Source organism: Mycolicibacter heraklionensis, assembly GCF_019645815.1.
Classification (GTDB): domain Bacteria; phylum Actinomycetota; class Actinomycetes; order Mycobacteriales; family Mycobacteriaceae; genus Mycobacterium; species Mycobacterium heraklionense.
Genome location: NZ_CP080997.1, coordinates 217,567 through 240,721 on the forward strand (window position 1 = coordinate 217,567; position 23,155 = coordinate 240,721).

Annotated in this window: 19 protein-coding genes; 9 read left to right on the forward strand and 10 right to left on the reverse strand. The window is 68.8% G+C overall.

The window, feature by feature from the left end; genetic code table 11:
- Positions 1-7 precede the first annotated feature (7 nt).
- Positions 8-1,303 carry a PGRS repeat-containing protein gene (locus tag K3U94_RS23985; RefSeq protein WP_220695290.1) on the reverse strand — a complete coding sequence of 432 codons (1,296 nt, stop codon included), beginning with the start codon at positions 1,301-1,303 and terminating at the stop codon, positions 8-10.
- A gap of 362 nt (positions 1,304-1,665) precedes the next feature.
- Here K3U94_RS23985 and K3U94_RS23990 point away from each other — a divergent pair, with 362 nt between their 5' ends.
- Positions 1,666-4,002 (forward strand): PGRS repeat-containing protein, encoded by a 2,337-nt coding sequence (locus tag K3U94_RS23990; protein WP_220695291.1) that lies wholly within the window; start codon positions 1,666-1,668, stop codon positions 4,000-4,002.
- A gap of 74 nt (positions 4,003-4,076) precedes the next feature.
- Here the strand turns inward: K3U94_RS23990 and K3U94_RS01075 are convergent, their stop codons facing one another.
- On the reverse strand, positions 4,077-5,222 hold the full coding sequence (locus K3U94_RS01075; protein WP_220695292.1) for an acyl-CoA dehydrogenase family protein: 1,146 nt from the start codon (positions 5,220-5,222) through the stop codon (positions 4,077-4,079).
- 27 nt (positions 5,223-5,249) lie between these two features.
- On the opposite strand from K3U94_RS01075, the gene K3U94_RS01080 reads away from it, so the two are divergent.
- The gene (locus K3U94_RS01080; protein ID WP_220695293.1) at positions 5,250-6,218 is read left to right on the forward strand and encodes a MaoC family dehydratase; all 969 of its coding nucleotides are present in this window, start codon (positions 5,250-5,252) and stop codon (positions 6,216-6,218) included.
- Between the two features lie 158 nt (positions 6,219-6,376).
- Here K3U94_RS01080 and K3U94_RS01085 read toward each other — a convergent pair whose 3' ends face one another.
- From K3U94_RS01085 to K3U94_RS01095, 3 genes are read right to left on the reverse strand one after another with little or no spacing between them, the layout of a single operon-like run.
- Positions 6,377-7,534, reverse strand: a complete 1,158-nt coding sequence (locus tag K3U94_RS01085) for an acyl-CoA dehydrogenase family protein (protein WP_047321424.1) — start codon at positions 7,532-7,534, stop codon at positions 6,377-6,379.
- A gap of 1 nt (position 7,535) precedes the next feature.
- Positions 7,536-8,603, reverse strand: a complete 1,068-nt coding sequence (locus K3U94_RS01090) for an acyl-CoA dehydrogenase family protein (RefSeq protein WP_230987338.1) — start codon at positions 8,601-8,603, stop codon at positions 7,536-7,538.
- Between the two features lie 3 nt (positions 8,604-8,606).
- Positions 8,607-9,503: an alpha/beta hydrolase gene (locus K3U94_RS01095; protein ID WP_220695294.1), complete on the reverse strand. Its 897-nt coding sequence runs from the start codon at positions 9,501-9,503 to the stop codon at positions 8,607-8,609.
- Positions 9,504-9,592: 89 nt separating this feature from the next.
- Here K3U94_RS01095 and K3U94_RS01100 point away from each other — a divergent pair, with 89 nt between their 5' ends.
- Both K3U94_RS01100 and K3U94_RS01105 read left to right on the forward strand, forming a co-directional pair.
- The gene (locus K3U94_RS01100) at positions 9,593-10,825 is read left to right on the forward strand and encodes an alpha/beta hydrolase (protein ID WP_220695295.1); all 1,233 of its coding nucleotides are present in this window, start codon (positions 9,593-9,595) and stop codon (positions 10,823-10,825) included.
- Between the two features lie 44 nt (positions 10,826-10,869).
- The gene (locus K3U94_RS01105) at positions 10,870-12,288 is read left to right on the forward strand and encodes a WS/DGAT/MGAT family O-acyltransferase (protein WP_220695296.1); all 1,419 of its coding nucleotides are present in this window, start codon (positions 10,870-10,872) and stop codon (positions 12,286-12,288) included.
- Between the two features lie 7 nt (positions 12,289-12,295).
- Here the strand turns inward: K3U94_RS01105 and fadD12 are convergent, their stop codons facing one another.
- Both fadD12 and K3U94_RS01115 read right to left on the reverse strand, forming a co-directional pair.
- On the reverse strand, positions 12,296-13,930 hold the full coding sequence (gene fadD12, locus K3U94_RS01110; RefSeq protein WP_220695297.1) for an acyl-CoA ligase FadD12: 1,635 nt from the start codon (positions 13,928-13,930) through the stop codon (positions 12,296-12,298).
- A gap of 5 nt (positions 13,931-13,935) precedes the next feature.
- A complete protein-coding gene (locus K3U94_RS01115; protein ID WP_230987676.1) occupies positions 13,936-14,676 on the reverse strand; it encodes a 1-acyl-sn-glycerol-3-phosphate acyltransferase in 741 nt (246 codons plus the stop codon).
- Positions 14,677-14,865: 189 nt separating this feature from the next.
- On the opposite strand from K3U94_RS01115, the gene K3U94_RS01120 reads away from it, so the two are divergent.
- From K3U94_RS01120 to K3U94_RS01135, 4 genes are read left to right on the forward strand one after another with little or no spacing between them, the layout of a single operon-like run.
- Positions 14,866-15,696 (forward strand): arylamine N-acetyltransferase family protein, encoded by an 831-nt coding sequence (locus tag K3U94_RS01120; protein WP_220696614.1) that lies wholly within the window; start codon positions 14,866-14,868, stop codon positions 15,694-15,696.
- On the forward strand, positions 15,696-16,322 hold the full coding sequence (locus tag K3U94_RS01125; protein ID WP_220695298.1) for a S1 family peptidase: 627 nt from the start codon (positions 15,696-15,698) through the stop codon (positions 16,320-16,322). Before K3U94_RS01120 ends, K3U94_RS01125 begins: the two co-directional genes overlap by 1 nt.
- A gap of 60 nt (positions 16,323-16,382) precedes the next feature.
- Positions 16,383-18,218, forward strand: a complete 1,836-nt coding sequence (locus K3U94_RS01130) for an acyl-CoA dehydrogenase (protein ID WP_220695299.1) — start codon at positions 16,383-16,385, stop codon at positions 18,216-18,218.
- 15 nt (positions 18,219-18,233) lie between these two features.
- Positions 18,234-18,731 carry a hypothetical protein gene (locus tag K3U94_RS01135; protein WP_220695300.1) on the forward strand — a complete coding sequence of 166 codons (498 nt, stop codon included), beginning with the start codon at positions 18,234-18,236 and terminating at the stop codon, positions 18,729-18,731.
- Positions 18,732-18,748: 17 nt separating this feature from the next.
- Here the strand turns inward: K3U94_RS01135 and K3U94_RS01140 are convergent, their stop codons facing one another.
- The 3 genes from K3U94_RS01140 to K3U94_RS01150 all read right to left on the reverse strand — a co-directional run bounded on the left by K3U94_RS01140 (position 18,749) and on the right by K3U94_RS01150 (position 21,882).
- The gene (locus tag K3U94_RS01140) at positions 18,749-19,519 is read right to left on the reverse strand and encodes a hypothetical protein (protein ID WP_220695301.1); all 771 of its coding nucleotides are present in this window, start codon (positions 19,517-19,519) and stop codon (positions 18,749-18,751) included.
- Between the two features lie 65 nt (positions 19,520-19,584).
- Positions 19,585-21,057, reverse strand: coding sequence for an aldehyde dehydrogenase (locus tag K3U94_RS01145; protein ID WP_220695302.1), 1,473 nt, complete (start codon positions 21,055-21,057; stop codon positions 19,585-19,587).
- A 54-nt stretch (positions 21,058-21,111) separates the two neighbouring features.
- Positions 21,112-21,882 (reverse strand): class I SAM-dependent methyltransferase, encoded by a 771-nt coding sequence (locus K3U94_RS01150; protein WP_220695303.1) that lies wholly within the window; start codon positions 21,880-21,882, stop codon positions 21,112-21,114.
- A gap of 111 nt (positions 21,883-21,993) precedes the next feature.
- Between K3U94_RS01150 and K3U94_RS01155 the strand changes: the two genes are divergently transcribed.
- Positions 21,994-23,148 carry a glycosyltransferase family 4 protein gene (locus K3U94_RS01155; protein WP_047320521.1) on the forward strand — a complete coding sequence of 385 codons (1,155 nt, stop codon included), beginning with the start codon at positions 21,994-21,996 and terminating at the stop codon, positions 23,146-23,148.
- Positions 23,149-23,155 lie beyond the last annotated feature (7 nt).

Here is a 23,155-nt window from a genome sequence, read left to right on the forward strand (position 1 = left end):
GGCACCGTTAAGTCGCGTGGCCCGGCTGGCCGGGTGAGCCCTGGCTGCCGGCTTGCCCGTGGACGGTGCCCGGACCGGCGCCGCCGCCGGGGCCTCCTGCACCGGCGGTAGCCCCGTCACCCCCATTGCCGCCCGCGCCGCCGTTGCCGCCGTCACCGCCGAAGCCGACGCCGTGGCCGCCGGCGCCGCCGTGGCCGCCGGTCCCTCCGGTGCCCCCGACGCCAATAGCGTTGCCGCCGTTGCCGGCCGCGCCGCCATCGCCACCGTCGCTGCCGCTGGTGCCGAGTATCACCGCGGTGGCACCGCCACCGGAGCCGCCGTCGCCGCCGCGGCCACCGCGGCTGCCCATCCCGGTGGCCGTACCGCCGTCGCCGCCGTTGCCGCCCTGCCCTCCTCCGGCCGAGTCGCCGCTGCCGCCGATTCTCCCGCCGTCACCACCGTCGCCACCGGACCCGCCGACACTGTTGGCGCCGGTGGCCGTGCCGCCGTCGCCGGCGTTGCCGCCCGCACCTCCACCGCCCGCCAGTTGGCCGCCGTCGCCTCCCCGGCCGCCGTTCCCGCCGGCCCCGCCGGTCCTGCCGTCGCCCTCGGCGGCGCTACCGTTGCCGCCGTCCCCGCCGGCACCCCCGCTGCCGTACAGGTAATTGCTGTCGCCGCCGTCACCACCGTTGCCGGCCGAACCGCCATCTGCGGCGCCGTCCCCGCCGTGCCCGCCATTGCCGCCGTTGCCCCACACGTCGCCACCATGGCCGCCGCTGCCGCCGTCGGCGCCCAGACCACCGGCCCCGCCGTCACCGCCGTCGCCGAACAGGCCGGCGTTGCCGCCACGACCACCGGCGACGCCCTCGAGGTTCGACGACCAGCCGTCGCCGCCGTCGCCGAACCACAGCCCGCCGGCCCCGCCGTCGGGATGGCCCGCGGTCCCGTCGGCGCCGTTGCAGATCACGCCGCAGCCGCCACCGGTCAGCGGTGCGAACAGCGGGTTGACCAGGTTGCCGAACAGCTGGCCGGACGGACTGTTGATCCAGTCCTGCATGGTGTCGTGCAGCCACTCGTAGAGGCCGGCGGTACCGGTCGCGTCGGCGGCCAGGGCCAGCGCCTCGGTGCCACCTAAGTCCGGGCTGGGCCAGGCCCAGACGGTGGGATCGAACCAGTCGAGGGCCGCGGTCGAGGTGCCCGCGTCCGCGTCCGTCAACCCGAAAAGCGGGGTGAACAGATCTGTGACCCAATCGAATTCGTCCGCGTGTGCGTAAGGTCCGAGACCGGCTGAAGCCAGGCCGAACGCGCCCAGCGCGGCCAGCACGGGAACTGTCCGTCGGCGACGATGACTCGGTGCGGCTGGGTGCGCGTCGCGGCTTTGCGTGGCCTTACTGCGATGAAGCGGCATTGCTGAGCAACCTTCCGGATGGCGCGTTGTGGGAGTCTTCAGCCCGGGCCTGCCCGGGGAACCTTTACAAGCAGGTCAGAGCCCCCAACCGCAGGCGACTAATTGTCTACTTATTCGGGCGAAACCAAACTAATAGTATGACTTTATAGCAATTTGCCGTATGTTCAAGTGGACAACGGTTGGCTCAAACACTACGGTCAATCACCGCAGGGGGACGGGCACAGTTTTTGTTAAGCCCAAGCAAGGTTTCAGTAAAGTTCAGAAGGGGTGGGTCAACGGTGGCACAGATTCGGCGCGGCATTCAGAACACTCAACGGGTAGCTCGGGATGCGCGGCGGCGTGACCGTGCTGTCGGGGCGGCAGCCTCGGTGGGGGCATTCTTGGCATTCGGGATGGCGCCCCTGGCGGCCGCTCCCTCCGCGCAGGCCGACGACTTCGGCCTCGACGCGTTCTGGGACGTGTTCGGCTTCGGCGACAGCAACACCTCGGGATTTGACCTGTTCGACGTCTCGGCGTGGGGTGTCCCGGGTGCGGCCGACGGTGGCTTGTTCGACGCCGACTTTGCCCAAATGTGGCAGGACAGCTTCTATCTCCCGCTGCACGACATGATGCAGGACTGGATCAACAGCGACTTCGGTTCGAGCGTCAACGGCGTGGTCAACCAGCTGTTCGCGCCGTTCACCGACGGCTTCTGCGGCATGATCTGCAACGGCGCCGACGGCACCGAGACCAGCGTGGACGGCCAAGCCGGTGGCCTGTGGTTCGGCGACGGCGGCAGCGGCTGGTCCTCGAACCTCGAGGGCGTTGCCGGCGGTAACGGCGGCCATGCCGGTGGTATCGGCAACGGCGGTGACGGCGGCGTCGGCGGCCTGGGCGCCGACGGTGGCAACGGGGGCCACGGCGGTGAGATGTGGGGCAACGGCGGCGACGGTGGCGCCGGAGGTAATGGCACCGCCACGCTGGACGCGGGTAACGGCGGCAACGGTGGCTCGTCGGGCCAGGCCCAAGACTTCTTCGGCATGGGCGCGTGGGGCAACGGGGGCAACGGCGGGGCCGGCGGCGCCGGTTGGACCGGTACCAACGGCTCCGCGGGCAGCGGGTCAGGTGGCGCCGGTGGTGACGGTGTAGCCGGGGGCAACGCCGGCAACGGTGGCGTTGGCGGCGAGGGTTCCTCGTACGTCGGCATCGGTGGCAACGGTGGTGCTGGCGGCGTCGGTGGCGCCGGCGGCAATGGCGGCAATGGCGCGGCCGGTGACGGTGGCACGTTCGCCAACAACGGTTCCGGAGACGGCGCAATCGGCGGAAACGGTGGCAACGGTGCCGTCGGTGGCAAGGGCGGTGTCGGTGGCGCTGCCGGTAACGGTGGCTCCGCCAACGGCACGGTCGGCGCCAACGGTGACGGCGGGGTCGGTGGTAGCGGCGGCCGCGGTGGCGACGGCGGTACCGGTGCGGACGGCTTGGCGGTAAACGGTGTCGGCGCCAACGGATCCGCCGGAGGCGACGGTGGAGCGGGCGGTAACGGTGGTGCCGCGGCGGCCGGCGGTGCAGCCGGTGGAGCCGGTGCCAACGTGGGCGCGGCCGGTGTCGACGGCGACGGCGGTAACGGCGGTAACGGCGGCAACGCCTCGGCCGCGACCAACGGACGCGACGGCGTAAACGGCTACCGCGACGGCGGGTCGCCTGCCGACATTTCGGCCACCAGCGGTGGCAACGGTGCCAGCGGCGGTAGCGGTGGTGCCGGCGGTAACGGCGGCGGCAATGCCGGTAACGGTGGTAACGGCGGTGTCGGTGGTGCCGGCTCCGACGGTGGTAACGGTGGTCACGGCAGTGCCTCGATTCACCCCGCTACCGATTCCGTGCACGGTCTGTACAACGCCCCCGGCAACGGTGGCTCGGGCGGCGCCGGCGGTAACGGCGGCGCGGCCGGTTCGGGTGCCGCCAACGGCAACGACGGTCTGATCGGTGCCGGCGGCAACGGTGGCAATGGCGGTACCGGCGGCGACATCGCCGACGTGACCGGCCACGCCTCCGTTGAGGGCCCCGACGGCGCGGGCACCATGGGCCCGCAGGGCTCGGCCGGTACCGGTGGTGTCGGCGGCGCCGGCGGATCTGGTGCCACGGGCGGTACCGGCGGTAATGGCGGTAGCGGTGGCAGTGACCCGAACGCCGGCGGTGCGCACGGTGGCGACGGTGGTGCCGGTGGTGCCGGCGGTGCGGGCTTGGCCAACGCCGACGGCTCCGGCGGTGTCGGTGGTGATGGTGGGTCCGGCGGTAATGGTGGCAACGGCAGCAACATCCGCTGGGGCGACCCGGACTGGAACACCACCTCCAATGACTCCTCCTCGGGCCCGATCGACAACGTCCACGGCGGTGCCGGTGGCAACGGTGGCGCCGGCGGCGCTGGCGACAACGCCGGCGGTAACGGTGGCAACGGCGGTAACGGTGGCGACGTCACCACCCCGCACCTGGGCGACGACGGCCTCAACGGCGGCGCCGGTGACACCCCGGGTACCGGCAGCACCGGTGGCGCCGCAGGCACCGGTGGCGCCGCAGGTACCGGCCCCGACGCGGGCAGCGCGGGCCAGGACGGCGCCCCGGGCGTCGTCGTGCCCTAGTTCGGTCAGCTCACGAGAGACACCCCGCACAACCGTGCGGGGTGTTTTTCGTTGGGCCCCGACCGGCGCGCCGGCTAGATCCCGCCGCGGGCCACCAGTTGCGCCGCAATCACATTGCGCTGGATCTCGTTGGTGCCCTCGCCGACGATCATCAGTGGGGCGTCCCGGAAGTAGCGTTCCACGTCGTATTCGGTGGAGTATCCGTAGCCGCCATGGATGCGTACTGCGTTCAGCGCGATCTCCATCGCGGCCTCCGAGGCGAACAACTTGGCCATACCTGCCTCCATGTCGCAGCGTTGCCCGCTGTCGTAACGTTCGGCGGCATAGCGGGTGAGTTGGCGGGCGGCTGTCAGTTTGGTGGCCATGTCCGCCAGATAGTTGCCCACGCTTTGATGCTTCCAGATCGGTTGGCCGAAGCTCTCCCGCTGCTGGGCGTAGGCCAGCGCATCTTCCAGCGCGGCGGTGGCCACCCCCAACGCGCGCGCCGCGACCTGGAGGCGACCGGTCTCCAGGCCCTTCATCATCTGGGCGAACCCGTTGCCGGGGATACCTCCGAGCACGGCCGTCGCCGGCACCCGGCAGCCGTCGAAGCTGAGCTCGCAGCTCTCGACGCCCTTGTAGCCCAACTTCGGAAGATCCCGCGAGATCGTCAGTCCGGCAATGGGGTTGTCCACCAACAGCACCGAGATCCCGCGGTGCCGCGGCGTGGCCTTCGGATCGGTCTTGGCCAGCAGCGCGATCAGCCCGGAATAGCGGGCGTTGGAGATCCAGGTCTTGGCTCCATTGATCACCAGCGCGTCACCGGACGGCAGGGCGGCCGTGGTCATGTTCTGCAGGTCGCTGCCGCCGCCGGGTTCGGTCAGCGCCATGGTGGCCCGCAGCTCTCCGGTGGCCATGGCCGGCAGGTACTGCTGCTTCTGCTCGTCGGTACCGAACAGGGTCAGCAATTTGGCGACGACGGTGTGGCCGCCCATCGCCCCGGCCAGGCTCATCCAGCCGCGCGCCAGCTCCTGTGTGACGAGGACGTAGCACGGCATCGATACCGGTGTTCCGCCGTATTCCTCCGGCACGGCAAGACCGTAGATGCCGAGGTGCTTCATCTGTTCGATCCACGCCCGTGGGTAGGTGTTGGCGTGTTCGACATCGCGAACCGTCGGCTTGACCTCGCGGTCGACGAACTGGCGCACGGTCTCGACCAGAATCGACTCTTCGTGGTTCATCGGTCCACCGTATGCCAGGATTTTCAGATGACCGATGGGCCCTACTTCGACGAATTGCGTGTCGGCCAGGTATTCGACGCGGCCCCCGCGATGACGCTGACGGCCGGTGCTGCCGCACTGCACCAGGCGATCCTCGGCGACCGCCTTCGACTGCCGCTGGACGCGGAGTTGTCCCGGGTGGTGACCGGGGCGACGACGCCGCTGGCCCACCCCGGACTGGTCTGCGACGTGGCGATCGGACAGTCGACGGTTGTCACCCGGCGGGTCAAGGCCAACCTCTTCTATCGGGGCCTGGCCTTCTTTCGGTATCCGCTGATCGGCGATACCCTGTTTACCCGTACGGAAGTCGTTGGTCTGAAGCAGAATTCAGCCAAGCCCGGGCGCGAGCCCACCGGTTTGGTGGCACTGCGGGTAACCACCATCGACCAGGTGGACCGGCTGGTGCTCGACTTCTACCGCTGCGCGATGCTGCCGCTGTCGCCTGATGCTTCCGATACCGGCCACAGCGATGACCTGTCTGCCATCGGTGCAGGGCTCGCGGCGCCGCCGGACGTGACCGCAGAGTGGGACGCCGCGGAGTTCCGTCAGCGGGTACCGGGTCCGCATTTCGACCCGGGTCTTGCGGGTACGGTGCTGACCAGCACCGGCGACGTGGTGTCCTCCGCGCCGGAGTTGGCTCGATTGACCCTCAACATCGCTGCCACCCACCATGATTCGCGGGTCGCCGGGCAGCGGCTGGTCTACGGAGGGCACACCATTGGCCTGGCGCTGGCGCAGGCATCCCGACTGTTGCCGAACCTGGTCACCGTGCTGGGCTGGCAATCCTGCGATCACACCGCGCCGGTCCACGAAGGCGACACCCTCTACAGCGAACTGCACATCGAATCCGCCCGTGACAGCGTGCTGGAGTTGCGGTCGCTGGTCTACGCCGTGGGTGCCGCCGGTGAACCGGATCGCCAGGTATTGGACTGGCGTTTCACCGCTTTGCAGTTCTGAGGTCCAGTTCCCTTTGCGCGAGAGTGCGTGTTAGCGCACGACACACCGCGGTCTTGTGTACAACCACGCACGTTCACGGCTGAGCGCGGGCGTGCACAGTTACGGGATTTTCGCGGCGTGTCGGCCGGCGACACGCACGCTCGCGAGAGTGCGCGCGGTCAGTGCGGCAGATCCCGGAACGGGGCGTCGCGATAGGGGTCGGGCTCCTTCGGCAAGCCCAGCACCCGTTCGCCGATGATGTTGCGCTGAATCTGGTCCGTGCCGCCGCCGATCGAGGTGAAGTAGGCGTTGAGCGCCCGGAAGGTCACCGCGTCGCCGACCGGATTGTCCGGACCGCTGAGCATCGACTCGACGCCGACGATCTCGGTCTGGACCCGGGCGGTCTCGTGCAGGATGCGCGACATGGCGATCTTGCCGAGTGCCAGCAGGGTGGCCGACTCGGCGCGGTCGCGGCTGGTCTTGGCGCGCTGATTGTTCCATCGGTTCACCGTCGTCAGCGCCTGTATGCGGGCGATCTGCTGGCGGATGTGGGAATCTGAAAGACAACCCGCGTCGCGGGCTAATTCCACGAGGCCGCTGGACTTCTCCTTGCGACGTGCGGTGCGCGCGACATCACCCATCAGCCGCCGCTCGTAGCCCAGCGCCACCTGCAGCACCGACCATCCTTCGCCCGGTTCGCCGATCCGGTTGGCGTCGGGAACCCTGGCGTTGGTCAGAAACACCTCATTGAATTCCGATTCGCCGGTGATCTGGTGGATCGGCCGGACCTCCACGCCGGGCTGGCGCATCGGCAGCATGAAAAAGGTGATCCCGTTGTGTTTGGGCACGTCCGGGTTCGTGCGCGCCACCAGCATGCCGTAGTCGGCGGTGGTCGCGAACGACGTCCAGACCTTCTGCCCGTTGATAATCCAGTCGTCACCGTCCCGCTCGGCGCGGGTGCGCAGACCGGCCAGGTCCGATCCGGCGCCGGGTTCGCTGTAGAGCAGGCAGGACTTGGTCTCGCCGCGCAGCGCCGGGGGCAGCAGCCTGTGCTTCTGCTCATCGGAGCCACGGTCGTGGATCGTGCAGGCGAACAAGTCGGCCCGGTCGTGCCCGGTTCCGGGAGCGCCGACGGCAGCGAATTCGGCTGCCACCAGGCGGGATTGACGGTCGGTCAGGCCGCGGCCGTAGCAGTCCGGCTCCCAGCTCGGTGCAGTCCATCCCGCGGCGAGCATCGCCGCGGCGAAGGTGGCCCGATCGGTGCCGGGTGCCCAGTTGGCGGCCAACCAGTCGCGGACTTCACCGCGTAGCGCGTCGTCGTCTGCGGGCAGCGTCATCTCACGCTCCGATCTCTTGCAGGTAGCGCTCCCGGTGCCAAGACGGGCTGCCGAAGAGGTGGGCGTCGCTGCGCGCCCGGCGCAGATACCGGTGCGCGGGATGTTCCCAGGTGAACCCGATTCCGCCGTGCACCTGAATATTGGTGGCGCCCACAAAAACGAATGCATCCGAGCAATAGGCTTGGGCCAGTGCCAGATCCGCGGTCCAGTCGGCAGAGCCGTCGGCGCCGGCCGCAGCCACATGGCGAGCGGCCGTCACCGCCGACTCGGCCTCCAGCAACATGTCGGCGCACATGTGTTTGACTGCCTGGAAGCTGCCGATGGCACGGCCGAACTGGTAGCGGGTCTTGGCGTAGTCGCGGGCCATCTCCATCGTGAACCGGGCGGCGCCGGCCTGCTCGCCGAGCAGCGCCACCGCGGAACGGTCGAGCGCGGCGGTCAATGCGGCGACGCCGGCTCCGGCCGAGCCGACCGGCGTGGCCGGGGCATCGGAGAACCGGACGAGACACAACCGGCGGGAGGGATCGACCGTGGTGAGCCGTTCCACCGTCACGCCCGGGCCGGCCGGGTCGACGGCGAAGATTCCGGGTCCGTGCCCGGCGCCGGCCAGCACGTAGATCAGATCGGCGGTGTCCGCGTCGAGCACGAACCGCTTCTCGCCGGAGATCAGCGGGGTGGCTCCGCCGCGGGCCACGGTGGCCGGTGCCGCGGGTGGCCGGGTCGAATCGCCCTCGGCGAAGGCGACAGCGACACGGGTGCGCCCGGCAGCGATCGCCGGCAGCACCGCATCGTATTGTGCCGGGTCATCCACTGCCACAAGAAGATTGACCGCAAGCACCGCCGTCGACAAGTACGGGCCGGAGAACAGGACCCGGCCCAGCTCCTCGGCTACCACGCCTACCTCGACCAATCCAGCGCCGGCGCCGCCGTACTGCTCGGGCACCAACAGCCCGAGCAGGCCCATAGCCGCCAACTCTGACCAGACATCGTCGTCGGGTGAGCGTTTGGCCATCAACTCTGCGACCGCGCCGCGCAGTGCCCGCAGTTCCTCCGGGCTGGAGCCGGCCACGGGTCAGGCCTTCCGGCCGAAGGCGTTATGCAAGCCCTCGCATTGGCGGGCGAAGAACGCCCGCGAGACTGCGGCTTTGGGCAGCAACAGGTCGAACCCGTGGAATGCCCCGGGAACGGTCTCGACCTCGCAGGGCACACCGGCTTGCCGCAGTCGCTCCGCGTAGGCCAGATTCTCGTCGTGGAACAGGTCCAAGGTGCCCACCCCGATCCAGGCCGGTGCCAGCCCGCGCAGGTCGGCACGGCGGGCCGGGACCGCGATCTGGGGATCCGCGTCACCCAGATATGCGGTCCAGCCGAACAGGTTGCTCCGCGGATTCCACAGGCGGTAACTCCGATTGGCCGGCAGCGCCGCGCTGCGATCGTCGAGCATCGGGTACACCAGCAGTTGCAGCACGGGGGAGACTTCGCCGCGGTCGGCAGCCAGTTGCGCCAGGGCGGCGGCGAGTCCGCCGCCGGCGCTGGCACCGCCGATCGCGATCCGGGCCGGATCGACTCCGGGCAGCTCGGCGAGCTGGGTCAGCGCCGCCCAGCAGTCCTCCAGCGCGGCGGGATAGGGATTCTGCGGCGCCAATCGGTAGTCCACCGACGCGACCGTGGCACCCAGTTCCGCGCTGAACCGGCGGCAGAGGCGGTCATCCTGGGCGGCGGTGCCGATGACGTAGCCGCCACCGTGGATCCACAGCAGTGCCGGTCCCGGCTCGGTGGGGCGATTCGGCGGCCGAAAGATCCGGACGCCGGCTCCCGAGGGCAGGCCCAAGACCTCGACGTCGCCGGGTGTGCGCCGGCCCTGCATCCCGGTGAGTGTCTGCAGCACCGGCAGGGTCCGACGCCCGATCCCGCCACGCGGAAGGAATCGGGCAGTTCTGCGCAGATCTGGATGGAACCCGCTGCTTACCATCGGCTCAGTATTACCGGCGCCGGATCGGCGACGTCGTCAACCCACCCGATTGCGGTCGCCTCCGGCCCCAAACGCGGTACCCTGCGCCAATGACGGGACGATCGCAGACCCCGGAGACCGGACTCAACCTGGCCGGCCGGCTGCGTTGGCTGAGGCGAGCCCGGACGGCCGACTACCTGCTGGCGCTCAGCGTTGCCTCAGCGTCGTTGCCGGTGGTCGGCAAGCACCTGGAGCCTCTGGGCGGGATGACCGCGATGGGGGTATGGGGCACTCGCCATATGCCGGAGTTCTTCTCCAGCGCCGCCAAGTCCTGGCTGGCTCCGGGTGCCGCTGCCGCCCGCAAGCAGGAGCGCGAGCAGACCCACGTCGTCAGCGATGCCGCGCTGCGCGGGGTGGTCTCGGCAGCCGACCTCGACATCGACTGGCCCGAACCGGAACAGGCTCCGCCGGTGGTGAAGGCGTGGCAGCACCGTCGGCACATCTATCGCTCCGGTGTGCAGTACGGCAGCGACCCCGCGCAGGTACTCGACGTCTGGCGGTCCCGCGAGTTGCCGGACGGCCCGGCGCCGGTGCTGATCTACGTTCCCGGTGGTGCCTGGGTGCACGGCAGCCGCATGCTGCAGGGGTATGCGCTGCTCTCGCACCTGGCCGCGAGCGGCTGGGTGTGCCTGTCGATCGACTACCGGGTCGCGCCGCACAACCGGTGGCCGAGCCACATCGTCGACGTCAAGACCGCGATTGCCTGGGCGCACGCCAACGTCGACAAATTTGGCGGTGACCGCAATTTCGTGGCCGTGGCGGGCGCCTCGGCCGGCGGGCATCTGGCCGCCCTGGCCGGACTGACCGGCAGCGCGGTCAGCGACTCCGATTTCGCCGACGAACTGCCCGCCGGTGGGGACACCTCGGTGGACGCCGTGGTGGGGATCTACGGCCGCTATGACTGGGAGGACCGCTCCACCCCCGAACGGGTCGCCTTCGTCGACTTCCTGGAGCGGGTGGTGGTCGGCCGGTCGATGCGGCGTCATCAGGACATCTACCGGCAGGCCTCCCCGATCGCGCGGGTGCATCCGGATGCGCCGCCGTTCCTGGTCGTGCACGGCAGCGCCGACACCGTCATCCCGGTGCAGCAGGCTCGTACCTTCGCCGACCGACTGCGGGCGGTGTCGCGTTCCAAAGTCGGGTACCTGGAGCTGCCGGGAGCGGGGCACGGTTTCGACATGACCGACGGGGCGCGCACCGGTGCGATGAGCACGGCAATCGGTTTGTTCCTCAACCAGATTCACCGCGACCGCACCACGGTCGGGAGCAAACAGATCATCTGACCCCGCATGCCACGGTATGGTCCGTGCATGGCGAGGGGAATGGGGTGAAGCGGCTCACCGGCTGGGATGCGGTCCTGCTGTACAGCGAGACGGCGAACGTGCACATGCACACGCTCAAGATCGCGGTGATCGAGCTGGACGCCGATCGGCACGGGTTCGACGTCGAGGCCTTCCGGCGGGTGATCCACGGCCGGCTCTACAAGCTGGACCCGTTCCGATACCAGCTGGTGGACATCCCCGGCAAGTTCCACCACCCGATGTGGCGGGAGAACTGCGAAGTCGACCTGGCGTATCACATTCGCCCGTGGACGCTGCCCGCGCCGGGTGGCCGCCGCGAACTCGATGAGGCCATCGGCGAGATCGCCAGCACACCTCTGGACCGTAGCCGCCCGTTGTGGGAGATGTACTTCATCGAGGGTTTGGCAAACAACCGGATCGCGGTGGTCGGCAAAATCCACCACGCGCTGGCCGACGGGATCGCTTCGGCGAATCTGATGGCCCGCGGCATGGATCTGGTGGCCGGCTCGCAGGTCGAACGCGACTCCTACGAAACCGATCCCGCCCCCACCGGTGGGCAGTTGGTGCGGTCGGCGTTCCGCGACCATTTCCGGCAGATGGGCAAGATCCCGGCAACCATCGGCTACACCGCGGCCGGCATCGGCCGGGTCCGGCGCAGCAGCCGCAAACTCTCCGCGGACCTGACCCGGCCGTTCACCCCTCCGCCGAGCTTCCTCAATCACGTGCTGACCCCGGAACGCCGGTTCGCCACCGCCACGCTGGCGCTGGCCGACATCAAGGCGACCAGCAAACAGTTGGGTGTCACCATCAACGACCTGGTGCTGGCCATCTCGGCGGGGGCGCTGCGCACACTGCTGCTGCGGTATGACGGGAAGGCGGATCACCCGCTGCTGGCGTCGGTGCCGATGAGCTTCGACTTCTCCCCGGACCGGATCTCCGGCAACCGGTTCTCCGGGGTGCTGGTCGCGTTGCCGGTCGATGTGGCCGACGTTCGGGAGCGGGTCGTAAAAGCCCGGGAGGCGGCCGATCTGGCCAAGGAAGCCCACCACCTGGTGGGGCCGGAATTGGTCAGCCGGTGGTCGGCGTACCTGCCGCCGGCGCCGGCGGAGTCGTTGTTCCGGTGGCTGTCGGGTAAGGACGGGCAGAACAAGGTGCTCAACCTCAACATCTCCAACGTGCCGGGGCCACGGGAGCGCGGCCGGGTCGGCGGCGCGCTGGTCACCGAGATCTACTCGGTGGGGCCGTTGACCGCCGGCAGTGGCCTGAACATCACCGTGTGGAGCTACGTGGATCAGCTCAACATCTCGGTGCTGACCGACGGCGCCACCGTCGACGACCCGCACGAGGTGACCAGCGCACTGGTCAACGAGTTTGTCGAAATCCGCCGCGCGGCTGGGCTTTCCGAGCAGCTGACGACCGTCGAGACAGCGATGGCGCCGGCCTGACGAGAGCTCAGTCGCTCGCCGCCAGCGCCTGCAGTTCCCGGCGCACGACTTTCCCGGTGTTGTTGCGCGGCAACGCATCCAGGATTGTGATGTCGCGCGGAACCTTGTATCCGGCCAGGTTGTCCCGGACATGCTGCTTCAGCTCGTCGGGGGTGGCCGCAGCGCCGGGCGCCAACACCACGAAGGCCACCAGGCGCTGTCCGTAGTCGGCATCGTCGACACCGAGAACGGCGGCCTCGGCGACCGCGGCATGGCTGGTCAGCGCCTTCTCCGTCTCGATCGGGTAGACGTTCTCACCCCCGGAGACGATCATCTCGTCGTCCCGTCCGACCACGGAAAGCCTTCCGGTGTCGTCGAAGTAGCCCAGGTCGCCGGACGCCATGAAACCATCGTGGAACAGCTTCGAGTCACCGCCCGTGTAGCCGTCGAACTGCGAGGAGTTTCGGACGAAGATCTGCCCGGTCGCCCCGGCGGGAACATCGGCCAAATCAGCGTCCAGGATCCGGATCTCGGTTCCCGGCGCCGGGCGGCCGGCGGTGTCGGGGGAGTAGCGCAGGTCTTCCGGAGTCGCCAGCGCGATCATGCCGGCCTCGGTTGCGTTGTAGTTGTTGTAGACCACGTCGCCGAACGCGTCCATGAACGCCGTCACCACGTCGGGGCGCATCCGTGAACCGGATGCCGTCGCGAACCGCAGGGATGTGCAAGGGTATTGGTTCCGGACTTCGTCGGTAAGCGCCATGATCCGGTCGAACATGACCGGCACCACGCACAGTCCGGCCGCCTGGTTCGACTCGATCAGCGCCAGGGTGGCTTCGGGGTCGAACTTGCGCCGGGTGGCGATCGTGCAGGCCATGGTCAGCGCCAGCGCCAGCTGGGAGAAACCCCAGGCGTGGAACATCGGCGCGGCGATGACCACGGTTTCCTCGGTGTGCCAGGGAATCCGGTCGAAAATGGCTTGTAGGTCCGCGATTCCGCCCCCACCGCGGCCGGAGCGTCGTGCGCCTTTGGGGGTGCCGGTGGTTCCGGAGGTGAGCATCACCAGCTTGCCGCTCCGGGACGCCTTGGCCGGTCGGCGTCCGGCGTTGGCGTCGATCAACTCGTCTGCGGTCAGGCCGGGGACGTCGTTGTCGGTCCAGCTCACCACCCGCGTGCGCCCCGAGTCGGCCGGCACCGCCAGATCCACTGCCGCGGTGAACTCTTCGTCGTAGAAGATCAGGTCGACACCTTCACGGGCGACGACTTCGGCCAACGCCGGCCCGGCGAAGCTGGTGTTGAGCAACAGCACGTCGGCGCCGATCCGGTTCGCGGCCGCCAGCGCCTCGATGAAGCCGCGATGGTTACGGCACATCAGGGCGATCGCCCGGGGTGTCCGGCCGGGCAGTCGTTGCAGGGCGGCGGCCAGCGCGTTACAGCGCCGGTCGAGTTCGGCGTAGGTGCAGGTGCCGTGTTCGTCGATGATTGCCGCGCGGTCGCCGCACCGCTGGGCCGCCATGGCGATCCCAGTGGTGGTGGTGCCGCCCTCAGCGGCCGCCGCGGCCGCGATCCGCAGGTATTTGTCCGGGCGCATGGGCGCCAACAGTCCGGCCCGGCTGAAGGTCACCAGCATCGAGCCGGCCCGATTGAGCGAGTCGAACAGGCCCATGCCGCTCAGCCCAGGATCGGCAGACGGCGTTCGCGGGCGAGCTTGTCCAGCGCCTCCTGCATGACGGTGCGCACGTGCGCGTCGACCACGTCGATGTCGGGGTCCTCGCCGAACTCCGCGATGATGTCGATCGGTTCGCACACCTGCATGACGATCTTGGTGGGCAGTGGCAGGTTGACCGGCAACACCGCGGAAAGGCCGAACGGGAAGCCGAACGAGATCGGCAGAATCTTGACCCGCATCAGCTTGTCCAGCCGCAGGGCCTTGGCCAGCCCGGTGCCGCGGGACAGGTAGAACTGGCTTTCCTGTCCACCGATCCCGACTGTCGGCACGATCGGCACACCTGCGTTGATCGCGGCGCGGATGTAGCCCTTGCGGCCGCCGAAGTCGATCTTGTTCTCTTCCAGCGTCGGCCGGTAGACGTCGTAGTCACCGCCCGGGAAGACCACCACCACGCCGCCGGAGCGCAGGGCCTCGTCGGCGTTGGCGTGGTTGGCGGGGATGAACCCGGTCTTGCGGAAGAAGTCAGCGGTGAAACCGGTGAAGATCAGGTCGTGGCTGAGCGTGTAGACGGGACGGTCGTAGCCGAAGGTGTCGTAGAAGCCGGTGGCGAACACCGGGACGTCCATCGCGAACAGGCCGCCGGAATGGTTCGACACCACCAGGGCGCCGCCCTTCGGGAACGATTCCAAGCCTCGCACCTCGGCACGGTGGTAGCCCTTGATGAACGGTCGTAGCAGGCCCATCACCCGTTCGGTCAGACCCGGGTCCCACTTTGTAATGGGCCGTGGAAGGTCGTCCGACCAGTCGTTGTCCGGCGTGTCCACCGTGGCCCCCTCAATTGAAACGTGTTCTAGTTTTGCCCATGTTACCGGCTTGGACCCGGTGCTGGATACCATCAGCGCACTGTTCCGAGTAGCCGAGGGGAGCTCCGCATCGACCTGCAGGGGTACTTCGACCGCATCGGCTATCGCCATGGCACCGAGCCGACGCTTCAGACGCTCACCTCCCTGGTGTCCGCGCACGTCCGCCACATTCCGTTCGAGAATCTCGACCCCCTGATGGGGGTGCCGGTGATCGATCTCGGCTCGGCGGCACTGGCGGCCAAGCTGGTGGCGCGCCGCCGCGGCGGCTACTGCTACGAGCACAACAACCTGATGCGCGAGGTGCTGTGTGAGCTCGGATTCGGAGCCGACCGGCTGGCCGGGCGGGTGGTGTGGATGAGCCCGCAGGGACTCGACGGGCCGCCGCATCCTCAGACCCATCAGGCCCTGGCGGTGACGATTCCGGGGTCGGACCAGCGATATCTCGTCGACGTGGGCTTCGGCGGACAGACGCCGACGGCACCGATCCCGATGGTCCCCGGCGATGTTCAACAGACCTCCCACGAGCCGTTCCGGCTGCGTGAGCGCGGGAGCGACGCGGACGAGTACGTGTTGGAGACGCTGATCGGCGAGCGTTGGCGGCCGCTGTACATCCTGGGACTTCAGCCACGGCCGCTGATCGACATGCAGGTGGGCAGTTGGTACGTGTCCACCTACCCCGAGTCGAACTTTGTCGTCGGCCTCAGTGCGGCGCTGGTGACCGACGACGCCCGCTGGAACCTGCGCGGTCGCAACCTCGCCATCCACGCCGGCGGCGGCACCGAGCGGATCCGGTTCGACGACGCCGCACAGGTGTGCACGGCTCTGACCGACCGCTTCGGCATCGATCTGGCCGGCCTGGGCGACGTCGAGGCCAAAGTGGCGACGGTGCTGGACACCTGATGGTCAGGATCGCGTTGGCGGGCGTGATGGCGGCCGCGGGACTGGCGTTCGCCGGCATCGCGTCGGCCGGGCCGATGCCCGGCATCGAGTTGCTGGACGACAGCAGCAGCTGCACAGCGGGCTTCGTCACCCAGAACGACCACGGCGACTACTACCTGCTGACCAGCGGCCACTGCGACTCGCACGACGGATCGCAGTGGACCGATGTCTTCGAGACACCCCTGGGCCGGATCACTGCGAGCGAGAACAACGGCGAAGACCGGGACGCCGCGATCATCCGGCTCGACCCGGCCGCCGGCCGGCCCAACGGCAAAGTCGCTGGCCGCTACCCGGTGGCCAATGTGCTGACCGCTGATCAGATTCACGTCGGCATGACCATCTGCAAGACCGGTGCCCAGACCGGTGAGACCTGCGGTCCGGTCAGCGCCATCATCGGCAACCTTGTGGAGACCGATGTGTACAGCACCATCGGCGACAGCGGCAGTCCCGGCTACGTGGTCAACCCGGACGGCACCGTCAGTGCGGTCGGTCTGCTGATGGGCGGACCGGTGGATGACGACTACTCCACCGACTTCGTCCTGCTGGATCCCTTCCTGCGCCAGTGGGGATTGCACGTAGTGCGTTAGGGTGCGCTGAAACGTCGCGATTCCGGCGACCTGCGCATGGTTCAGGTGCATGCTGGACCTATGGGTCACTACAAGAGCAATGTCCGCGACCTGGAATTCAATCTGTTCGAGCTACTGGGCCTGGAGCAATGCCTGGCCGACGGCGCATTCGGAGATCTCGACGGCGACACCGTGCGCCAGATGCTGGCCGAGGCCGCCCGGCTGGCCGAGGGGCCGGTAGCCGAGTCGTTCGCCGCCAGTGACCGCCATCCGCCGGTGTTCGACCCGGCCACTCACCACGTGACGCTGCCGGAGCCCTTCAAGGAGTCGTTGCGGGCCTGGAAAGAGGGCGAGTGGTTTCGGATCGGCCTGGTAGAGGAGGTCGGCGGGGTGCCGGCCCCGGCGATGGTGTCCTGGGCGATCAACGAACTGGCGCTGGGCGCCAATCCCGCGGTGTTCATCTTCATGGCCGGGCCGATCTTCGCCAACATCCTCTACGGGCTGGGTAACGAGCAGCAGCGGCACTGGGCTTCCATGGCGATCGAGCGGAACTGGGCCGCCACCATGGTGCTCACCGAACCCGACGCCGGCTCTGACGTCGGCGCGGGCCGCACCAAGGCCATCGAGCAGCCCGACGGCAGCTGGCACATCGACGGCGTCAAGCGGTTCATCACCAACGGCGACACCGACGACATGTTCGAGAACATCATGCATATGACCCTGGCCCGCCCCGAGGGCGCCGGGCCGGGGACCAAGGGACTCAGCCTGTTCCTAGTCCCCAAGTTCCTGCCGGACCCCGAGACCGGGGAGCCGGGCGAGCGCAACGGGGTGTTCGTCACCGGGCTGGAACACAAGATGGGACTGAAGGTTTCAACCACCTGCGAGCTGACGTTCGGCCAGCACGGCATTCCGGCGAAAGGATGGCTGGTCGGCGACACCCGCAACGGTATCGCGCAGATGTTCCACGTCATTGAGTATGCGCGAATGATGGTGGGAACCAAGGCGATCGCCACCCTGTCCACCGGCTACCTGAATGCGCTGGAGTACGCCAAGACCCGCATTCAGGGGGCCGACCTGACCCAGATGACCGACAAGACCGCGCCGCGGGTGACCATCATCCACCACCCGGATGTGCGGCGCGCCCTGATGATGCAGAAGGTCTACGCCGAGGGAATGCGGGCGCTGTACCTCTACACCGCGGCCCACCAGAACCCCGAAGTGGCCGCGCAGGTATCGGGTGCCGACGCCGAGATGGCCGACCGGGTCAACGACCTGCTGCTTCCGATCGTTAAGGGCGTCGGCTCGGAACGGGCCTACCAGTACCTCACCGAATCGCTGCAGACGTTCGGCGGCTCGGGCTTCCTGCAGGACTATCCGATCGAGCAGTACATCCGTGACGCCAAGATCGATTCGCTCTATGAGGGCACCACCGCAATTCAGGCGCAGGACTTCTTCTTTCGCAAGATTGCCCGCGACCGCGGTGTGGCGCTGGGGCATCTGGTGGCCCAGATAGAGGAATTCCTCGACAGCGCCGACGGTCATCCGGAGCTGGCTGATTCCCGCAAGCTGCTGGCCGCCGCGCTCGACGATGCGCGGGCGATGGTGGCCGCCATGACCGGATACATGTTCGGGTCGCAACAGGAGGCTCGGGAGCTCTATCGGGTGGGCTTGGGGTCGGTGCGGTTCCTGCTGGCCGTCGGCGACCTGGTGATCGGCTGGCTGCTGCTGCGTCAGGCCGAGATCGCGTTGGGTGCGCTGGACCAAGGCGCCACCGGCGACGATCAGCATTTCTACCGCGGAAAGGTGTCCGCGGCAAAGTTCTTCGCGGCCAACGTGTTACCCCGGCTCGGTGCGGATCGGCGGATCGTGGAAAGTGAAGACCTCGCGGTGATGGATCTCTCCGAGGACGCGTTCTAGCGAAGGTGCCTCGCCGTGCACACCCATACCCGGAAATACCGGCTACCCGATCAGGGCTATGCGATCGTCCGGTGGGCCCACGAGCTGGCCAAGGGGCGCGGGGCCGTGGTGGTCGAGCCTGATGTCGAACAAATCCGTCGCCCCGACGGCGCACTGACCTTCGTCGACGCCGCACCGTTCAAGACTGTGCCGGACGGGCCGCTGTCGGTGTTGCGCGAACTGCTCGACCTGGAAGCCCTGGAGTTGCGCGCCTGGAGCAGGCGCGGGTTCGCCAGGTTTCACAAGCGCGCTGCGGCCAAACAGGCCGAGCGGATCTGCCGGGAACAGGGCAGCGACGCCGCCGTCGACTGGGTGCTGGCCAACGCCACCACCGATCCGGTGGATCTCGGTGAGCTCCGGGACCGGCTGGGCGCGCGGCTGTACACCGCCGGCGGGCGCGACGAAGACTTCTACCGCACCCAGGTGGGGCGCTGCATCGAGCATCGCCGCCGGCAGCGGTTGTTCCGGAGCTGAGCCGCGCCTTCTCCGACTCAGCTGCGCCGTTGCCGAACCTTGTAGGTGGACGGCCACGACACCCGGGTGTCGTCGCCCGACAGCGGTGTTCCCTTGGTGCCGACGGTGACGTTGTAGGCCTCTTCGCCGGGGCCGACTTCACGGTTGGCGTGTTCGGTGGCCAGGTAGTACAGCTGGTCGATCTCCAGGTCGACGAAGGCGACGAAGCTCGTCTTGCGCACCGCGTCGCCGAAGCCGGCGGTCATGCGATCCGACAGGATGCGCGAGGCGATCACCGCCGCGGCCAGGATCCCGAACGGAATGACCCAGTAGCACAGGTAGATCAGCGGACAACGGGTGTTGTGCAGCGCGGCATGGGCCAGGGCGATCGGCGGGATCACCGCCGAGGCGAGCATCGCCGTCAAAGCGCCTAGCCAGATCCACGTCACCCGATTCACGACGGGACCGAACAGCTCGGATTGCGCCACTCCTGCCCGCAGATCCGCCTTGACGACGGCTTCCACCACGGGCCTGCCCAGCGCCATGCCGGCGAGCAGCGTCGCCAACAGTCCGGCGAAACTCAGCGCCAGCACCCAGCGCTGCGCCCCGGTGAACGCCAGCGGCAGTACCGCCAGCACCGCGAACGTCGCAACGGCTCCGATGCCCAGCAGGCGTGCCGGCGACTCGCGGCTGCTCACCCAAACAGCGCACGCAACAACCAGCGCCACCGCCGCGGCGATCACTGGCGGCGTATTTCCCGCCAGCACCCAGTACACCGCCCAGGGTGCAAACCACAGCAGCACGCCCACGCACGGCAGTATAGGGGCTTACCGTTGCAGCAACGGCAAGGTGAGCCGATCCGGGCGATGCCCGATCAGGCGTCCAGTGTGTAGCCCATCGGCATCAGCACGCTCTTCTGCTGGGTGAAGTGCTCCACGCCCTCTTTGCCGTTCTCCCGGCCGATACCGGAGTTCTTGTAGCCACCGAACGGGCAGCACGGGTCGAAGGCGTACCAGTTGATTCCGTAGGTCCCGGTCCGGATCTTCTTGGCGATCTCGATCCCGCGCGGCACGTCCGAGGTCCACACGCTGCCGGCCAGCCCGTACATCGAGTCGTTGGCGATCGCGACCGCGTCGTCCTCGGTGTCGTAGGCGATGATCGACAGCACCGGCCCGAAGATCTCCTCCTGGGCGATCGTCATGGAGTTGTCCACGTCGGCGAACACGGTGGGCTCGACGAAGAAGCCGGAGTCCAGACCCTCGGGCCGGCCGCCGCCGCAGACCAGCCGGGCACCTTCCTCGATGCCCTTGGCGATGTAGCCCTCGACTCGCTCGCGCTGCTTCTCGCTGATCAGCGCACCGATCTGGGCGCCGGGGTCATCCGGCAGGCCGACCGGCAGCGCGGTGACGAAGTTCTTGACTGCCTCGACGATCTCGTCGTAGCGCGAGCGTGGGGCCAGGATGCGAGTCTGGGCGACACAGGCCTGACCGGTGTTCATGATCCCGGAGAACACCAGCATGGGGATCGCCGATGCCAGGTCGACGTCTTCGAGCACGATGGACGCCGACTTGCCGCCGAGTTCCAGCGTGCACGGCTTGAGCAGGTCCGCGGCGCGCTTGCCGATCTCCTTGCCGACGGCCGAGCTGCCGGTGAAGGAGAAGATGTCCACGCCCGGGTTGGAGGTCAGCGCCTGGCCGGTCTCGGCGCCGCCCGGCACCACCGACAGCACGCCCTCCGGCAAGCCTGCGTCGGCGAAGGTCTGCGCCAGCAGGTTCGCGCTGAACGGCGTCTCGGCGGCGGGCTTGAGCACCACCGTGCAGCCGGCCAGCAGGGCCGGACCCAGCTTGTTGACCGCCAGGAACAGCGGCACGTTCCACGCCACGATCGCACCGACCACGCCGATCGGTTCGCGGCGCACGATCGTCTGACCGTAAGCGCCGGTGCGGACCTCTTCCCAGCTGACCTCGTCGACGGCGGGGCCGGCGAAGAAGTTCAGCGCCCCGATGGAACTCATCCAGTGCATGGTTTCGACGCCCAGCGGGGGCTGGCCGGTCTCGGCGCCCAGCAGCGACGTGAACTGGTCCTTGCGCTCTTCCATGAGCTTGATCGCGGCGGCGATCACCGCGGCCCGCTCGGCCGGCGGGGTCGACGGCCACGGCCCGGAGTCAAACGCGGTGCGCGCGGCGGCCACCGCCGCATCCACATCGGCCTTGGCAGCCAGCGGCACCTTGCCGACATACTCGCCGGTCGCCGGGTTGTGAACCTCGATCACCCGATCGGTGGACGGGGCGGTCCACTTGCCGCCGATGAAGAGGGTGTCGTATTCGGTGATGCTGGAGTCGGTCATGGGCGCCACCCTACCGAGCCGGCGGACGGATTAGAACACGTTGCAGTCAATCCATCAGCTCGGTTGTAGCACCAGCACCAGATTGCTCACGCCGAACTCGCGAATGCCCGGCACCTTCGTCATCGACCACGCCCATCGCGGGTGATAACGGGGGAAAGCCGCGACCAGCGCGCCGGTGTGACGGGCCCAGTCCAGGCCCTCGGCGGCCGACACCGCGAACAATGACGAGCCGTAGTTGTTCTTCGGCGGGTGGCCGTGCCGTCGGGTGTAGCGCGCGGCGGCGCGCCGGCCGCCCAGATAGTGCGTCAGCCCCATCTCGTGGCCGCCGAACGGACCCAGCCACACCGTGTAGGACAGCACCGCCAGCCCGCCGGGCCGGGTGACCCGCAGCATCTCGTTGCCCAGCTGCCAGGGCCGCGGCACGTGCTCGGCGACGTTGGACGACAGGCAGATGTCCACGCTCGCGTCGGCGAACGGCAGGGCCATACCGGAGGCCCGCACGAAGCTGCCCGTCGCGTCCGAGGGCCGGGCCGCATGCATCGCGTGGACTTCGCCGGGGTCGGGTTCCACACCGATATAGCGCAGCCCGGCGTCGGCGAACGCGGTGGCGAAGTAGCCCGGCCCGCCGCCGACGTCGAGCAGGGTCCTGCCGGCCGGATCGTCGCCGCACACTCCCCGCCACAGCTCGATGACCATGGCCGAGGTGTCGTCGGCCAGCGCACCGTAGAACCGGGCCGGCGCGGTCTGCTCATAGCGGAACTGGGACAGCAGGCGCACCGAACGGGCCAACGTCGCGCGTCGCGCGAACTTCTCGGTGGCAGCCACCGAGCCAGCCTAGATCTCGGCCAACGTGACGGTGGCCGCACGCCGGGGGCCGAACGTGCAGCTGGCTTCACGCTCGGCGGGGTGGGGAACCGGCCGACTACCCTGGTCGGCGTGTCTGCTGTCCGCTCGGTCCTGCTGCTGTGCTGGCGTGACACCGGGCATCCGCAGGGCGGCGGCAGCGAGACCTACCTGCAGCGGATCGGCGCCGAGCTGGCCGCCGCCGGCGTGGCGGTGACGCTGCGCACCGCCCGTTACCCGGGCGCGCCCAAACACGAGGTCGTCGACGGGGTGCACATCAACCGGCGCGGCGGGCCCTACACCGTGTACCTATGGGCGGGGGCGGCCATGGTGGCGGCCCGGTTCGGCCTCGGTCAGCTGCGGCGGGTGCGGCCCGACGCGGTGATCGACACCCAGAACGGGTTGCCGTTTCTGGCCCGGCTGGCCTACGGGCGGCGGGTCGCGGTGCTGGTGCACCACTGCCACCGCGAGCAGTGGCCGGTGGCCGGGCCGGTGCTGAGCCGGATCGGCTGGCTGGTGGAGTCGAGGCTGTCGCCGTGGCTGAACCGGCGCAACCAATACCTGACGGTGTCATTGCCCTCGGTGCGCGACCTGATCGAGCTCGGAGTGGGCCCCGAGCGCATCGCGGTGGTGCGCAACGGCCTCGATGAGGCGCCACCGGCGACGCTGACGCACCCTCGCTCGCCGACACCGCGGGTGGTGGTGCTGTCCCGCCTGGTGCCGCATAAACAGATCGAGGACGCGCTGGACGCGGTTGCGGCACTGCGCGCCCGGGTGCCCGGTCTGCACCTCGATGTCATCGGTGGCGGTTGGTGGAGCGACCGGCTGGTGGAGCACGCCGCGGAGCTGGGGATCACCGGCGCGGTCACCTTCCACGGCCACGTCGACGAGGTCACCAAGCACGAACTGGTGCACCAGGCTTGGGTACACGTGTTGCCGTCCCGCAAGGAGGGCTGGGGCCTGGCCGTCATCGAGGCGGGCCAGCACGGCGTGCCGACCATCGGCTACCGGGCCTCCGGCGGGCTGTCCGACTCGATCGTCGACGGGGTCACCGGGATATTGGTCGATGACCGCGACGAGCTGGTCGAGCAACTCCATCAGTTGCTGGCGGACGCGGTGCTACGCGAGCAGCTCGGCGCCAAGGCGCAGGCCCGCAGCGCCGAATTCTCCTGGCGGCAAAGCGCCGAGGGCTTGCATACCGTGCTGGCGGCCGTACGCGAACGTCGCTATGTCAGCGGCGTGGTCTGAGCAGCCG

What these genes read in the sequence shown, in the direction of transcription:
- K3U94_RS01075 (WP_220695292.1), bottom strand. Translation starts at nt 5,222, where the DNA reads ATGAACCACGAAGAGTCGATTCTGGTCGAGACCGTGCGCCAGTTCGTC.
- K3U94_RS01080 (WP_220695293.1), top strand. Translation starts at nt 5,250, where the DNA reads ATGACCGATGGGCCCTACTTCGACGAATTGCGTGTCGGCCAGGTATTC.
- K3U94_RS01085 (WP_047321424.1), bottom strand. Translation starts at nt 7,534, where the DNA reads ATGACGCTGCCCGCAGACGACGACGCGCTACGCGGTGAAGTCCGCGAC.
- K3U94_RS01095 (WP_220695294.1), bottom strand. Translation starts at nt 9,503, where the DNA reads ATGGTAAGCAGCGGGTTCCATCCAGATCTGCGCAGAACTGCCCGATTC.
- K3U94_RS01100 (WP_220695295.1), top strand. Translation starts at nt 9,593, where the DNA reads ATGACGGGACGATCGCAGACCCCGGAGACCGGACTCAACCTGGCCGGC.
- fadD12 (WP_220695297.1), bottom strand. Translation starts at nt 13,930, where the DNA reads ATGGGCCTGTTCGACTCGCTCAATCGGGCCGGCTCGATGCTGGTGACC.
- K3U94_RS01115 (WP_230987676.1), bottom strand. Translation starts at nt 14,676, where the DNA reads ATGGGCCTGCTACGACCGTTCATCAAGGGCTACCACCGTGCCGAGGTG.
- K3U94_RS01125 (WP_220695298.1), top strand. Translation starts at nt 15,696, where the DNA reads ATGGTCAGGATCGCGTTGGCGGGCGTGATGGCGGCCGCGGGACTGGCG.
- K3U94_RS01130 (WP_220695299.1), top strand. Translation starts at nt 16,383, where the DNA reads ATGGGTCACTACAAGAGCAATGTCCGCGACCTGGAATTCAATCTGTTC.
- K3U94_RS01145 (WP_220695302.1), bottom strand. Translation starts at nt 21,057, where the DNA reads ATGACCGACTCCAGCATCACCGAATACGACACCCTCTTCATCGGCGGC.